Source organism: Aliivibrio friggae, from assembly GCF_057368515.1.
Genome location: NZ_CM170649.1, coordinates 256,314 through 273,668 on the forward strand (window position 1 = coordinate 256,314; position 17,355 = coordinate 273,668).

Annotated in this window: 4 protein-coding genes and 2 pseudogenes; 4 read left to right on the forward strand and 2 right to left on the reverse strand. The window is 44.2% G+C overall.

All coding sequences use genetic code 11. From position 1 onward, the window contains the following. Positions 1–127 precede the first annotated feature (127 nt). Together AC2INI_RS14725 and AC2INI_RS14730 are read right to left on the reverse strand one after the other, a co-directional pair. The gene (locus AC2INI_RS14725; RefSeq protein ID WP_486317281.1) at positions 128–5,332 is read right to left on the reverse strand and encodes a tandem-95 repeat protein; all 5,205 of its coding nucleotides are present in this window, start codon (positions 5,330–5,332) and stop codon (positions 128–130) included. A gap of 48 nt (positions 5,333–5,380) precedes the next feature. Continuing rightward, positions 5,381–12,136: pseudogene (locus AC2INI_RS14730) on the reverse strand (tandem-95 repeat protein); the annotation flags it as partial. A 9-nt stretch (positions 12,137–12,145) separates the two neighbouring features. On the opposite strand from AC2INI_RS14730, the pseudogene AC2INI_RS14735 reads away from it, so the two are divergent. The 4 genes and pseudogenes from AC2INI_RS14735 to AC2INI_RS14750 form a co-directional block, all read left to right on the forward strand. Beyond that, positions 12,146–12,478 (forward strand): annotated as a pseudogene (locus AC2INI_RS14735) (ATP-binding cassette domain-containing protein); the annotation flags it as partial. Positions 12,479–12,631: 153 nt separating this feature from the next. Beyond that, on the forward strand, positions 12,632–15,784 hold the full coding sequence (locus AC2INI_RS14740; protein WP_486306238.1) for a response regulator: 3,153 nt from the start codon (positions 12,632–12,634) through the stop codon (positions 15,782–15,784). Between the two features lie 47 nt (positions 15,785–15,831). After that, on the forward strand, positions 15,832–16,269 hold the full coding sequence (locus AC2INI_RS14745) for a hypothetical protein (protein WP_254052587.1): 438 nt from the start codon (positions 15,832–15,834) through the stop codon (positions 16,267–16,269). A 1-nt stretch (position 16,270) separates the two neighbouring features. Further along, entirely contained in the window at positions 16,271–17,338 is a 1,068-nt protein-coding gene (locus AC2INI_RS14750) for a porin (protein WP_486306239.1), read from the forward strand. Positions 17,339–17,355 lie beyond the last annotated feature (17 nt).

Sequence of the window (17,355 nt, forward strand, 5' to 3'; positions counted from 1 at the left end):
AATACATATAATTACTATAGGACAGAACCTTCTATTATCCATAATAAATTCCCATAAAAAAGCCATGAAAACACACGCTTTCATGGCTTAATAAGGGCAGTTTTACGCAGCCCTTTTATCTCTTGGGTTAAATTGATGTATCAATATCATGATTATGGTCTGATGATGATTGAGAATCCGAATCGAAGCTACCTGAATCATCAGTAAAGTCGACTCCTTGTTCTTGGTTATCATCGTTCGTCCAACCTGTACCTCCAGATTCCATACTAGACATATCTGTTGGTTGCTCTTGAGTAGAGGCTTGCATTACATATTGCTCATCAACCTCAACTTCAACAGAACCGCTAGCACCGTCTATTGAGCTACCCAATTCGTCATAACCTTGGAATTGGATCTCGCTAGTACCTTCGTAACCTTCTGGTAGTTCGACAGATACAGGCTGCTCTAGGTTGCCACTGATTGTGAAGCTACCATCACCGTTATCCAGTGCGTTGCTCACAGTAGCGCCTTCAGGTAAGCCAGACATATCAGCGTAATCAACCGATTCGTTACCACTCACCTCATCTGGAATCGAGATAGAGATGGTATCGCCCGGTGCCGCTGTTACATCTGCTGTACTGTCTTCAGTTTCAGCATCTTGAGCTTGGTCATCAGCTTGTTGAGCCACTTCCACTTGTTGCTCTTCTGTTGCTTGAGCAGCTTGGACTTGTGGTTCATCACTTTGTACTGAATCATCTTCAACTTGGATGCTTAAGCTGTGACTTGATACTTCACCGCCGTCGTTAACTTCAACATTCATCGCTAAGTTGCCATCGAAGTCTTCGTTCGGCCAGTAAGTCCACTCACCTTCACCTGATTCGGCAAAGAAGCCAGCATCGTTCGCGTCTGCAACATCAACAACTTGTGCAGAATCACTCACACCCAACTCATCCACCAGCTGTGCATCCGTGATAGTTAGTGAACCATCATCAGCTAAGGCATAACCTTCACTCGCCGCTGCTTCATCGCCACTTTGGATATCCACATTGAAGAAGCTTTCGATGCGATTTTCGCCATCGGTCGCTATAAACCCAACTTGAACATCTCCGGTGTAGTCTTCAGCAGGTGTGAATTGATAGTTACCTTGGTTATCGCTCTCAATTACGCCCTGACCTTCCATCAAGCTTACTGACTCAATGCTCAAGCTGTCGCCTTCTGCATCGCTCAGGTTCGCTAACATGTCTTCGTCAGTGAACGATAAGGTGGCATCCGCTGCGATTTCCGTAGTTGTGATGCTGTTAACTTCTGGTGCTGCATTCTCTTGTGAGTCGCCTTCTTTCACGACTACGCCAGTTTGCTCATCATGAAGCACGCCATCTTTATCAACCACGTAAGCAATGTCTGCTTCGCCCGTGAAGCCTGGTGCTGGTGTGAACGTCCAAGTGCCATCGCCATTATCGACAATCTCACCTTGGCTACGGTCGGCAAGATGAACCAGTTTCACTTCATCATCACTGTCAGCATCCACATTCTCAGCCAAACCAATTAGGTCGTCCGCCGTTAGGATGATGGAATCACCCGCCACAGTTTCGAAATCACCTGAGTCGATACCATCATCAAACGCTTCCGGCTCATCTCCGTAATCAACCGTTGTTGCGCTTACGGTTACGAAGAACTCACCATGGAAGTCTTCAGGCGGCGTCATTTGAATGTTTGAGATATCCCAGTCGAACAAGTCGATGTATTGACCCGGCTCGGTGATCATCACAGTATTCACACCATCGGTTACCTCGAATCCAACAGGGAAACCGGTCATCACCAAGTTGCTTAGTGTTTCTGAGTCATCGACTAGGCCAACGTTCAGTCCCAAGTGACCCGTTTCATCTTCACCGAACACCAATGGACCGTCATGGTCAGTTGAAATAACCGCGCCATCTGCGACAGGACGTACGAACACAGGAACATCGAGAACCGTTTCAAACTCACCGTCACTCACAACCACTTGTAGGTCAGAAACGCCCGCAAAGTCGCCTGTTGGTGTAAATGTCCAAGTTCCATCACCGTTGTCTGTTACTTCTCCGCCATCTTCACCGTCTGCGGTGATAATGCGAGAAACAACAAGGTCAGCGGTATCAATGTCACCGAACAAGTTCATCAAGTCGCCAGCATCGAAGGTGAACGCACCATCTTCGTTTGTGGTCATCATTGCGTTGCCGACGTTGAATGGTGCGTCGTTAACCGGAATGACATCCACATTCAGCGAGCCATCAACCACTTCTTCACCGTCAGTAGCTTGATAACCCAGTTCTACTAAGCCATTAAAGTCTTGAGTAGTCACTAAGTGATACATGCCGTCTGGTTGTTGAGTTAAGGTCGCATTTGCTGGAGCTCGAACTGTGATGCTCTCAATGCTGATCTCGTCGCCATCAAGGTCTGTTACTTGACCCGCGATGTAAGCAGGGTCAATCACCATGACCACATCTTCTTCGCCTCGCATCTCAATGGTTGGCGCTTCAGGTGCATCATTCACTGGCGTGACATCGATGTTGCCATCGACTGAAATAGTCTCTTGGCCATCGCTAACGTTAAACGTCATTGGCACATCGCCATTGAAGTTTTCGTTTGGCGTAAATGACCAAGTACCATCTTCGTTATCTAACAGCTCACCGAAGCTAGGGTCGATTTGTAGACCAGAAGCTGACAGCTCGTCTGCGGTGTTATCGATGTCGGTAGCTTGAGCCAACAACATGTCTTGTGTGATAAGAATGGTGCGGTCTTCGGCTGTGGTTAGTTGCACATCCTCAGATTCAGGTCCATCGTTCACAGCCAGAACTTCGATTCCTGCCGTTGTTGTTGCAGTTGCACCGTCATCATCGGTCACGACCACATCTAGGCTGATGTTACCATTAAAGTTCTCGTTTGGCGTGAAGGTCACAGACCCATTATCGTTTTGAACCAAGGTGCCGTCAGAGCCTGAGTAGCTCACACTATCAAGCGACACTTCGCCATCAACGTCAGAGCTGTTAGCAATCAACTGCTCAGGGCTCAATGTGATGGTGCCATCTTCGTTCATTTGGTAAGACGTAGAACCCGCAACCGGCGCATCATTAACATCCGTGACAGTCACATCAATGTTGGCATCGACTGTCTCTGTGCCATCAGTCACTGTGAAGCCTAAGTTTACATCGCCATTGAAGTTCTCGTTCGGAGCAAAGCTATAAGTGCCGTCGCCATTGTCGGTGAACACACCCTCAGTACCAGTGTAAGACACATCGGCAACTGAAAGCTCATCACCATCAATATCAGAAGCACCCGCTAGCAGTTGCTCGTCTGTAAAGGTAAGTGAGCCGTCTTCTTCAATGGTATAAGCGACATCTTCTACAACCGCGATGTCATTCACTGGATTCACAGTAAGGTCGGCCGTTGCAACAACCGTTTCAGTACCATCAGAAACATCGAAGCTTAGGTCAATATCGCCATTAAAGTCGGCATCCGGGGTAATGGTAAATGAGCCATCATCGTTTGCCGTAACCGTCGCGTTATCACCCGCGGTTAGGTTCGCAGCGGTAAGATCATCACCATCCACATCGGATGCTTGAGCAAGTAGCTGCTCTTGGCTTAGCGTGATTGAACCATCTTCATCCACTGAGTAAGCCAAGTCACCCGATACTGGTGCATCGTTGACTGCGATAACATCAATACCCGCAGTTGTTTGAGCGGTTGCACCGTCGTCATCAATAACCGTCACATCAAGGTTGATGTCGCCGTTAAAGTTTTCGTTTGGTGCGAACGTTACCGAGCCATCTTCATTGTGAACCAAAATACCGTCAGAGCTATTAGCAATTAACTGCTCAGGGCTCAATGTGATGGTGCCATCTTCGTTCATTTGGTAAGACGTAGAACCCGCAACCGGCGCATCATTAACATCCGTTACCGTCACATCAATGTTAGCATCGACTGTCTCTGTGCCATCAGTCACTGTGAAGCCTAAGTTTACATCGCCATTGAAGTTCTCGTTCGGAGCAAAGCTATAAGTGCCATCGCCATTGTCGGTGAACACCCCCTCTGCGCCAGTGTATGTCACACCTTCGACTGTTAGGTCATCACCTTCTACATCCGTTGCACCCGTTAACAGGTCAGCGTCAGTGAAGTTAAGAACCCCATCTTCACCAATAGTGAATGCTTGGTCTTGCGGCACTGGTGCATCATTGACTGGTGTTACCGTCAAGTCTAAGCCGGCAGCAACCATGTCTTCCCCATCGGTGACATCGTAGCTAAATTCGATATTACCGTTGAAGTTTTCACTTGGTGTAATGGTGAAACTGCCATCGTCGTTCATTTGAACGGTCGCATTTTCATCATTGGTGGTTAGGTTGATTGCTGATAGGTCATCACCATCAATGTCAACAGCGTGTTCTAGCAACTGCTCTTGAGTTAGCGTGATGCTGTTGTCTTCGGCTGTAACGGCACTGATATCACCATCAACTTCTGGAGCATCATTCGCTGGCGATATATGAATCGTCACATCTTGTGTTGCCGTTGCGGTGGTGCCCGTATCAACATCAGTCGATGTCGCATTAACGGTTAGTACCACATCACCATTGAAGTCACCTGAAGGGATAAACTCTAGCCCTTCTAGCTCGCTAGGTTGCAATGACCAAGTGCCATCACCGTTATCAGTACCTGCAGAAAGTGAGCTGCCTTCTGGCACATCTTCAATCAAGATAGCAAGGTTTTCTGAGCCATCGGTATCGGTTAGAGCGGCATCAATATCAAGTGGTACAGGCGTATCTTCGGTACCAATGATTTGGTAGTCCGCGTCAGACACTGTGATTTCGATGTTATCGATACCAAACGACTCGTCAATCACGCTTTGATTCAGGGTTGAACCAAAGCCTAATTCAAGTTGGCCGTCTTCAACGGGTACCGTTAGGTTGATTTGGTGTGCTTGGTCGTTCCAATCACTGAAACCTTCACCTTGCGATACGCCGTGAACGACTTCACCGACTTCATTGCCCTCTGAATCGTACAACGTTGTCATGCCATCTTCGGTACGGAACGCTAAGTTATCTAACGAGGTAAGCTCTTCGCCACCGACAAAGATTTGGAACGACTCACCATCCCAAGAGTCTATTTCGTAGAAACTGAACGAGATATTAACTTCGCTCACATCACTTGGAATGTCGTAAGTTTTGCTTACGGCCTCCTCGCCACCAGTGCCACCAATACGACCTAGCATGTCACCAGATTCGAAGCCTTGTGAGCTTTCAGTACCGGTATTCCAACCGTTTGAGCCAGACTCGAAGTTGTCAGAAGCAATCACTAGGTCAGAAGCAATCGACAGCTCTGGCATATCAACCACAGATTGAACATCAATCGTCGCTTCTGCTGGTACTGTCGCTGTACCGTCATTCACGTCGAACGTCACATTCACATTACCGTCGAAGTTTTCATTCGGTGCGAATGTGTAAGTCCCGTCGCCGTTATCAACCAAAGTACCGCTATCTGAAGCAACATTTTCAACCGATAGGTTATCGCCATCAATGTCGCCCGCATTTTGCAGCAGTTGCTCTTCAGTGAAGGTAAAGCTGGTGTCTTCTTTAGTCACAAATTGTGGCTCACCGACTGTTGGCAAGTCATTAACTGGGTTAACCGTTAGGTCAGCCGTTGCTTGAAGCGTCGCATCACCATCGGTAATGTCGAAGTTCAAATCAATGTCGCCATTGAAGTTAGCATCTGGCGTGATAGTGAAACTACCATCATCGTTTGCTGTAACTGTCGCATCACCACCAACGGTTAGGTTAGCCGCTGTTAAGTCATCGCCGTCAACATCACTCGCTTGAGCAAGTAATTGCTCTTGGCTCAAGGTAATTGAACCATCTTCGTCCACGCTGTACGCCAAGCCACCCGATACCGGAGCATCGTTAACAGGCAGTACATCAATGCTTGCGTTGGTCGACACGGTTGCGCCGTCTTCATCAGTAACGACAACATCCAGGCTTACATCGCCGTCGAAGTTAGCGTTTGGTGCGAAGCTGAATGTTCCGTCACCATTGTCGGTAAAGATACCGTCTGAGCCTGTGTAGTTAACGCTATCAATCGCCACTTCACCTTCGATATCAGAAGCGTTCGCCAACAGTTGCTCTGAACTGATGGTGATAACTTCGTCCTCGTTAACTGAGTAGCTCGTTGAACCTGCTATTGGCGGATCGTTCACCTCAAGTACAGTAATACCCGCGGTGGTTGCTTCAGTTGCGCCCTCTTCATCGGTAACGACAACATCAAAGCTAACTTCGCCATTGAAATTTTCGTTTGGTGAGAAGGTGTAAGTACCGTCACCATTGTCTTCAAAGACACCGTCAGCACCACTGTAAGTCACGCTGTCGACGGCCACATCGCCTTCTATGTCCGAAGAGTTAGCAAGTAACTGTTCGTCACTGATGGTAATTGAGTTATCTTCATGCACAGTGTAAGACGTACTACCTGCAACCGGTGGATCGTTCTCAGGCGTCACGCTCACATCAATGTTAGCTTGAACCGTATCCGTGCCATCTGACACATCAAAGCTGAAGTTCACATCGCCATTGAAGTTCTCGTTCGGAGCAAAGCTGTAGCTTCCGTCGCCATTATCAGTAAGAACACCGTCGGCACCTGTGTAAGTAACGCCTTCAACCGATAGGTCATCCCCATCAATGTCAGTCGCACCTGTCAGCAAGTCTTCATCAGTGAAGTTCAAGATGCCGTCTTCGCCAATGCTGAACGTTTGAGCTTGTGGTTGTGGAAGGTCATTAACTGGATTAACGGTTAGGTCAGCCGTCGCAACGAGCGTATCTGTACCGTCGCTAATGTCGAACGTTAGGTCAATGTCACCATTGAAGTTCGCATCTGGCGTAATGGTAAAACTGCCGTCATCGTTAGCAACAACCGTCGCGTCTCCATCAACAATCAAGTTAGAAGCAGTAAGGTCATCACCATCCACATCACTTGCTTGAGAAAGAAGCTGCGCTTGGCTCAAGGTAATCGAACCGTCTTCCCCAACGCTGTATGCTAGGCCGCCTGATACTGGAACATCGTTAATTGGTAAGACATCAACCGTAATAACAGTATCAACTTGAGCGCCGTCTTCATCTTGAATGGTTACATCCAATTGCACTTGGCCGTTGAAGTTTTCATTCGGTGCGAAGCTACATGTACCATCACCATTAATTGAGAAGATGCCGTCTGGACCGTCGTAGTTGATCTCAACAAGCTCAACATCACCTTCAATATCAGATGCGTTCAGCAGAACTTGAGACTCACTGAAAGTCAGTACTGAATCTTCATCGATAGTGTATGACGTTGGGCCAGCAACTGGCGGATCGTTCACTTCTAGAACCGTAATGCCCGCTGTAGTCGATACGGCTGCATCGTCTTCATCCACAACAACCACATCAAGGCTAACTTCGCCATTGAAGTTCTCGTTTGGAGAGAAGGTATATGTGCCGTCACCGTTGATTTCCAGAACACCATCGCTACCACTGTAAGTCACGCTATCAATCGCCACTTCGCCTTCGATATCCGAAGAGTTCGCTAGCAATTGTTCGTTACTGATCGTAATAGAGTTGTCTTCATGAACCGTGTAAGACGTGCTACCCGCAACCGGTGGATCATTCTCTGGCGTCACGCTCACATCAATGTTAGCGGTTACCGTATCGGTACCATCTGATACATTAAACGAGAAGTTCACATCGCCATTGAAGTTTTCATTTGGTGCGAAGCTGTATGTGCCATCGCCATTATCAGTTAGGACACCGTCTGTTCCAGTGTACGTTACACCTTCAACACTTAGGTCGTCTCCCTCAATGTCCGTCGCACCTGTTAATAGGTCTTGGTCATTGAAAGTTAACACACCATCTTCGCCGACTGTGAATGTCTGGTCTTGTGCTTCTGGACCATCGTTCACTGGTGAAACCGTTAACTCAAGGTTGGTAGAGACAACATCATCACCATCAGACACATCAAACGTAAAGCTAACATCGCCATTGAAATCAGCATCTGGGGTTAATGTGTACGTACCATCACCGTTATCGGTAATCGTAACGCTCTCATCATCAGTTGCTAAATTCAGAGCCGTTAGCTGATCGCCATCTAGATCACGAGCATTAGCTAGCAAGTCTTCTTGCGTAATGATGATAGAACCATCTTCTTCTACTGTTGCTGCAACAGGTAATGCTTCCGGTGCATGCTCAATGTGCGCGCCTGTCGCATTAATGTAGATGGTTTGAGATACCGTTTCAGAATCATCATTCGATAGCTCTGTTGCGGTTGCGGTTACATGAACTTCAAGCTGTTCGTTGAAGTCTTCTGGTAACTGGATTTGAAGCGCATTTTCGATAGCCGTTGTTGGTAAGTTCACCGAACCATCAGGACCAACCGTCACTTCACCGCTGTAGATTTGGCTGTTCACTTCACCGACATCGATTGTGAAATTAAAATCGGTGTAGTCAGCATCACCGCCACCATACAAATCTTCAAAGCCGTAAACCAGTTCGCCATCTTCATTAACCGTTGTGCGTGTATGTTCGATACCATCTTGGTTTAGCTGAGAGCTTGAACCACCATGGAAGATCGCGTCACCATTCTGGCTTTGAACCACGGTTTCGGTTCCATCAGCAGCAACAAAAACAAGTTGAGGATCAACCGTATCCATGTTCGCTGGCGAACCATCCGCAGCACGGAACTCGTACTGACCGTCTTGCATCGCATCAAAGTCGTTGTGCTGATGTCCGTTTGGAATCAAGAACAGGTTAAAGCTTTCACCTTCCGCAACTTGGAAGCTGAACTGATCTTGTCCCGGAACAAGATCACCTCCACCACCAGCTTGTGATGCGTTTTCGTAAACAACTTCAACCCCCGTGATATTACCGTCTTCATCAACTTTGTAATAACCCGCCGTATTTTGATAACCCGCGGTTTCACCCTCAAACGTCACCGTAATTTCAGTATCGCTATAACTGGTGATACCGTTGTTTTGGTCATTAAGCACACCTTCATTATCATAGTTAATTACGGAACCTTCTGGCACACCATCAACCGTTACAGTCAGTGTTTCTGATAGATCTTGGTCTACCAGTGCAGCCGCAATATTAAGCTCAACAATGCCGCCTGGCTCAACCAGAATTGCTTCATCATCAACGTTTACACCATCGCCATCCGTAATAACTAAGTCAGGCGCATCAGCAACTGCTTCAATGTGAACATTAATGTCTTGTTCAACTTCATCCGTACCGTCTGTCACAGTAAAGCGGAACTGCAGATCACCACTGAAGTGCTCTTCCGGAACGAAGCTGAACGTGCCATCGCCGTTATCGGTGACTGTGCCTTCATCGCCAGAGTAATTGATGCTAGTAACACTGAGGTCATCGCCATCAATATCAATCGCACCGCTCAATAGATCTTCTTGAGTGAACAGGATGCTGCCATCCTCTTCGATGTGGTACATGCCTGGGGCAACAATTGGAATGTCATTCACCGGATTCACGGTCAATGTCATGTCATTGGCGGTACTTAGCTCACCATCACTCACTTCATAGGTGAATGCGATATCACCATTGAAGTTTTCCGAAGGTGTCACTGTGTAAGTACCATCGCCATTGTCTACGATACTTGCATTCGGATCGTTGGTTTCTAGCGCGCTCGCAAACAGTTCATCACCATCTTGGTCACTCGCGTTCTCCAGCAACATCGCTTGTGTTACGAGAATTGAACCGTCTTCGTCGACATCCGCAACCATTGGCGTTGCTTCTGGTGCATCATTAACGAACTCTACTTTTAGGTCGATGTTTGCAGCCACTACGTCTGTGCCGTCACTGACATCAAACGTTAAGTCAACATTGCCGAAGAAGCCCTGCTCTAGCGTTAATGTGTATGTGCCATCACCATTGTCTGTCACATCTACCGTATCACTCCCACTTGTCACGTTCAGTACGGAAAGCTCATCACCTTCAACATCGGTCGCTTGTGCTAATAGTTCAGCTTCTGTAATGGTGATCGCTTGACCATCTTCCGTAGTGAAAGACATGTCTGGAACGTCTGGCGCATCATTGATTGGGTTTACGGTTAGATTGAGGTCAGCCGCAACAGTTTCGATCGCATCTGTCACATCGTAAGTAAATTCAATTTCACCAAAGAAGTCTGCGCTTGGTGTGATAGTGAAACTACCGTCTGAGTTTTCTACGATAACCGCATTTGGATCGTTGGTCGCAAAGTTAACCGCTTCAAGGTTATCGCCATCGACATCCGTTGCATTCGCTAACAGATCCTCTTGAGTGATAGTGATTGAACCATCTTCATCAACAGCGGCTTCAATTGGGCCGCTAACTTCAGGGCCTTCGTTGACAATTTCAACGTCGACTCTAGCGGTACTTGGTACACTCGCTTGACCATCACTAATATCGAAAGTCAGATTCACTTCACCGTAGAAGTCCTCTGCAGGTTCGAATGTGAAAGTATTGTCTCCATTGTCTGTTAATGTACCTTGTGATTGGTCAACAAGCAGTAGATTCTCAACATGCAGGATATCGCCATCAACATCGGTTGCGCCAGACAGTAGGTCTTTCGCTTCGATGATCATAGAGCCATTTTCAAGCATTTGAGTGTGCAATGGCTCGCCCGGAATCGGCACATCATTGACAGGTACAACCGTTAGGTCTAGGTGCGTTGCAACTTCATCAGTACCATCAAACACCTTGTAATCGATGTCGATTTCACCATTAAAGTTTTCATTCGGCATGAAAGTAAATGTACCGTCGCCGTTATCAACTAGCTCCCCGTTGTCACCACCGTATGTGATGTCAGAAATAGACAGCGTATCGCCTTCCACATCTGTGGTGTTCGCTAGCAAGTCATCCGCACTGAACGTGATACCTTCATCTTCGTCTGTCGATAGAACAATCGGGCCAGAAACGATTGGCGCATCATTCACCGATTTGATGTTGATGATGTTGCTGTCTGTCAGCTCACCATCTGTAACTTGGTAACCGAGTTCGATTTCACCATGGAAGTTTTCATCCGGTGTTACCGTCCAAGTACCATCACCATTATCGGTGAGTGTTGCATGCTCTGAGTTTTCACCCACTAGCTCTAGGTTTTGGATATCTAAATTATCACTATCAATATCAGATGCTTGCGCCAACAGTTGCTCTTCAGTGATAATTACAGAAGCAAAATCTGTTGAGCCTGCTGTATCAATTGTGATATTTGGAAGATCTGCCGTTAATTCAGTCTCACTGTCACCTTCATGAATATTCAGGTTAATCGTTTCAGTGATTTCAGCTCCATCGACACCAATTGAAGTAAATATCGCCTCATCATGACAAGTTTGTGATACCGTCATATTTTGAACAACGTAAGTACCGTTACCTTGTACGGTACCAAGTTCAAAGTAAGACACTGGCTCATTTACCGTAAGGGTATAGTCAGTCTCGTAATTGCTTCGGTCTTCTTTGTGGTAAGTCATCGAATCGATTAACTCACCATCATCGTTGAAGGCGCGAATTTCTACTTCAGTAAAGTGACGAGACTCTTCCATGAACCAGCCACCCAAACCATCAAGGTGGAAGCTGATTTCATTAATGTCTTGACCTTCAACCGAAACTGTCAGTTTTTCATTACCACTTAAGCCTTGGCGATCGGTATCACCAATACCGTGACCAATGTGGGTGTTACCATTCCAGGCACCAAGAGGATCATCGTTACTTTGAACGGTTACCGTTAAGTCGCCATCCGAGAACTCACGAGTGTAAGGGTCGACTTCTGTACCCCAATCATCCACACTCGCGTTATCATCGAAAGTACCGATTTGCGTGGTGTGTGTACCGTTAGCCAGTGCGTCATCATTTGGAATAAAGCGTACTTCTGTATCTGCAGGAACTTCTTGTCCTACTTCCAGTACCACCCACTCATCATTCACATTCGCTTCAATGATGCCATTTTCTGGTGCTTGATCTAAACGCAATGCAGGCTCTTCTCGCAGAGTAACACCTACGGTTTGATCTTCTTCTGCTTGAATAAAGATTTCATCGCCCGCTTCCGGCGCATCGTTTACAGGATTAACCCTCAAGTCGAGTGTCGTCAGAACTTCACTTTCACCATCACTGATATTGTATGTGAAGTCCAATTCGCCATTGAAGGGCTGCCTGAAGGGCTAGATACTCAACTGAGTCAAGACAAGTACAGAAGTCTACCAAACGGTATCCAACAAAAACTACGGCTAGCTCTTGGGCTAGGCGCTTGTGAACAATCGGTTATTATTATTGATGAGCCCTTTAATGGTGCAGAGCAAGAAAACGCTCAGTATTTTAACCGTCTGTTTAGCGATAAATTACTTAATAAAACCGTACTATTTTCGACAAATGATCCAAGACTAATCGCAACTTCAAACATGAGTTTTGTATTGGAATCTGACGGAAATTCAAAATACTTTGGTTTAACAGACAAATATTTAAATAGCTTAAGTTAATTAAGAATATAAAACATATGAATGACTTGAAAAGAATAAAATGAGTAGAAAAACTGGACTTAATATTTTATTTTTTAAACATTTTTCGTTTTAAAATTTCTACAGCCCCAATTTCATCCTATGCTATATAAAAGAAGGTTAAATGGATGTTATATGTCAATACTTAAGGCTTGGAATAACCTATCAGTCAAACACAAACTTTTTGGTTTAGTACTACTCCCTATCTCACTGTTGCTTTTTTTAGCTGGTAGGCAGGCTCATGTATTAACAACTCAGTTAAATGACTTTGAACGAACCAATCAATTAGTGGTGTATCTTGAAGATATTTCGCTGCTGTATCGCAGTACTTTAACACACAGCCCTGAAAAATTTATAAGCCAAAGTGAGAAAGTTAATAGCGAATTAAAAGCACTCTCCCCAAGTATTTTTAAAGGTGCTGCTAAAGAAGTAAATCAACTGCTCATCGACTTCAGCGAAGCAACCTTATCAACAATGGAAGCGACTGATAATTTTGATAAGCTCGACGCCGTTGAATGGCAAAGTGACTTGTACCAACAGCTGCTACTAGCGATAGAAAAAGTACCTTTCGATGTAACTAAACGAGAGATTCAGCAACACTTGACAGCTTTGCAGCAATTAGAATGGTTAATGTATTGGTCTAACGAAGAATTTAAGCTCAGTACATTCTTAATTGATATCTACCAAACAGAGCAAGAATACGATTCTGAACTTGCAGAAATGATCGAATCCCTCAGTATACGCCAACTCCTTTTTCTAGAACGCTTCGTATCATTAAATGCCAACGAACACCAAGTGTCACTAATGGTAGAAGTATTTAGAAATGACGTTTTCATGCAAAGCCAAGAGATTCGCCATGCGCTTCATAACGTTTCAACAACTAGTCAACTCACGCCTGACAATATCTCTGTTGGGCTAAAAGCCATGAACTCTCGATTAAGCCTGTTGCAAAATCTTGGCGATGTTATAAAACAAGAATTTCAAGTAGAGGTTGCTCAGGCTATCTCTGATGCTCAAATACAACGAACCCTATTTATTTCAATAGTAACTCTTCTCACCATGATAGTTATGGGATTAGCGCTAAGCTTAGCAAGACAAGTAACAAATAATCTCAAGTTAGTGCTTAACTTCTTAGAAAGTGAAAACGATGACTCTCGCCCTTCTTTAGAAAAGCTACTCCAAGGTAAAGATGAACTCAGTTTGTTTGCTCAACAAGTTGAACGATTAACCATCGAAAGAGAGTATGCAAAAGAAAAACTGACCCTAGCAAAAGAGGATGCAGAGAAAGCCAAAGACAATGCGATACAAGCAAGCAAAGCAAAAAGTAGCTTCTTAGCAAATATGTCTCACGAAATCCGAACTCCTTTAAATGGTGTTATCGGTATTTCAGAGGTACTTTCTGATACACCCCTTACACCGACTCAACGAGATTATGTCGATACCATTGAAACATCATCACAGCTTCTGCTTAGCCTGATTAACGATATTCTCGATTTTTCTAAAATAGAGTCTGGAATGCTATTAATTAGTCCTCATTCAGCATCAATTAGAGAATCTATCTACGACATTGCCTCAGTCGTTGCACCTAAAGCGAAAGAACAAAACATTTTTATCAATGTAGATATTCATCCTGATACACCTGCTCGTGTAATGATTGATGATCATCGACTCAGACAAATCTTGATGAATTTTATGTCTAACGCCGTTAAGTTCACAGAAAAAGGAGGAGTTACCTTATCGATAGATACTAAAACCAAGTCTAACAACACCGTTAAAGTAAGGTTTTCCGTTCAGGATACAGGGATAGGAATCGATCAAGAACAACAAAAACAAATTTTTGAACCCTTCGCTCAAGAAGACAATTCAACAACAAGACAGTTTGGAGGAACAGGTCTAGGTTTGGCCATCAGTACGCAGCTTGTAGAACTTATGGGAGGTCAAATCCAACTTAGCTCGATTAAAGGGGAAGGCAGTTGTTTCTACTTTGAATTAGACTTAAGCATCAATTCAAATTCACCTAAATTAAGCCAAGCTACCACTGATATTTATTTAATTGCTAACGATAATAGTTTATCAAAACGCATCGAAAGCGATCTTAACTTCCATGGTTTAAACGTTACTCAGAAAACAAATAAGCCATCCATTCTCACTGAGAAAATTACAAATACCTCACACACAAAGCCCGTTACGGTTATCTTCGCTGAAGACGATTTATTGCAAGCAAATGACTATTCGGAACTATTAGAAAAACTGCATAACAACCACATCACAGTCTGCTTAATACGCTCGTTCCTTAGTGAAGCCTCCAACATTGGGCAATATATAACCACTCAGATATCTCAACCTCTTCTTGGACTGCGCCTTATAAAAGCGATTGAACGATGCGAATCTCAAAGCATCGCGGAGCAATTCACAAGCGTTCAGGAAAGCACCGTCGTAGCACAAAAAATACTGATCGTTGAAGATAACAAAATTAATCAGAAGATAGCAGGCCTTCACGTTAAGAAGAGCGGCTTAGAGTTTGAATTTGCCAATAACGGCCAAGAAGCCGTCGACATGTATACCGCTAACCCTAATTACGCAGCAATATTAATGGACTGTATGATGCCGATTATGGATGGTTTCTCAGCAACGGCCAACATCCGAGATATCGAACAAAAAAACAAATCACCTCGTCGGATCCCAATAATTGCTCTGACCGCAAGTGTGATTGATGATGACATTCAAAAATGTTTCGACATGGGGATGGATGATTACATACCAAAACCATTTAAGTTTGAGATGCTTAAGGAGAAAATATTAACAGCGATTGAAGCTGCATCAACAGAAACCACGACTATCCCAATACATCCAGTACAAAAACAGCAGCTAAGCATTCCAGAGCAACCAGAACTAGAAGCTCCACCAAGTAAACCTGAACGTATCTTGCTGGTTGAAGATAACCGAGTAAATCAAAAAGTGGCTTCCGTTATGTTGAAAAAAGCAGGTTACACATTTGACATCGCAGATAATGGGCAAATTGCTGTTGATATGTACAAAAACGACAGCAGTTATGACATCATATTAATGGATTGCATGATGCCAGTAAAAGATGGTTTCACCGCTACAAAAGAAATCAGAAAACTTGAGAAGAGTTTAGGATTAAACAAAACTCCAATTATCGCGCTCACAGCTAGCGTTATTGATGACGACATTCAAAAATGCTTTGAATCAGGCATGGATGGCTATGTAGCAAAGCCTGTAAGAAAAGAAAAACTCTTCCACCAAATTGAAAATGCGACCAGTTAGGAGGCCCAATGGATTGGAGTAAAGCACCTATTTATTTACAGCGAAAAATGACTGGCTCAGCACTCATTGGTTTATTTTGTGTATTCGCTTTCATAAGCCCAGCGCATGCTACTGACGATTATGCTATTTTCTCTTTAGATGCCGGATTTGAAGCGATATCAATCAATAAAGCGCGCAAGTTATATCGAGGTAAAACAAAACGACTGAATGGAAAACGTATAGAACTATCTGATTGGCCAGAAAACAGCATAGAACGAGAAGATTTTTATCAACTTTTATTAGGTAAAAATACAGCTCAAATGAATGCCCATTGGGCAGGCCTATCCTTCTCAGGAAAAGCTCGATACCCAAGAGAAATAAAAGCGGCATCAGCAGATAGTTTAATCAATTGGCTGAATGACAAACCTAATCGTATTGGCTACTCTCCCCTGTCCTCTGTTCCTAAAAATGCCAACATTCTCTACACTATAAGCTCGGAGAAATAACATGAAAAAAATAATTACATCAGTACTATGTATCTCTATTTCTTCTCCGGCCTTTGCCATCATTGAACTTACTGACAACCTCTCGTTAAGTGGTTTTGGTTCAACTTCTTGGGCAAAATCAGACAACGATAATCCTTTAATCATCAACCGCGGATTTACTGATGAGAGCTGCTATGATTGCGATACTACATTTGGCGTTCAGCTAGACTATTTCTACAACTCATTCAAAGCTTCTATACAGGTCGTAAAGCCTCCACAATATGATTGGAACGATCCACAGCTAGAATGGGCTTACATTGGTTATGAATTTGATTATCTTGATGTAAGCATTGGTCGATTAAGGCTTCCACTATTTCTTAGCTCTGAGTACTACTACGTCGGCCAAGCTTACATGACAGCAAGACCTCCAACAGAGGTATATAACAGTATATTAGGAATTACCGCCTTTAACGGGATCAAAGTCAGTTGGGCATATGACGTTAGCGATGAAAAAACTATAGTTATCTCTCCATTTTATGGAATTAAAGATAACAATGAGGTCGACTACAACTCTTCTACCGAACTAGAGTTTGAAACAAATAGAATGTTTGGTGCTAATTTACAACTAAGTGGCGAAAGTTACCGTTGGAACCTATCTTTCCTAGATTCAAACTTTGATCAAACGATCACTCGTAAAAACGTTATCACTTTACCAACGGATAAAAATCAACACATTCAACTTTGGTCGTTAGGTGCTGAATATGAATTTGGACAGGCAATTTTTGCTTCTGAAGGGCAAATTAGTGACACATCATCATCAATGTATGCAAACTTAGGCTATCATCTAGGTTCATTTACTCCATATATAGTTTATGGTGCTCAATTTGATGCAAACGAACATTTAAAAAGCAATAGCTACTTGATTGGTATTGATTACGATGTGCTACCAAATGTATCAATCAATGGGGAAGTTCAATACTTTGAGGCTCGTAAATCTAACGGCTCATTTATCGAAGATTTCACACCACCCAATCATTTTGATAATAAAGAGGCCATTTTATACACAGTAATGTTAAGTTTTGTTTTCTAAAGTCATAATATCAATTG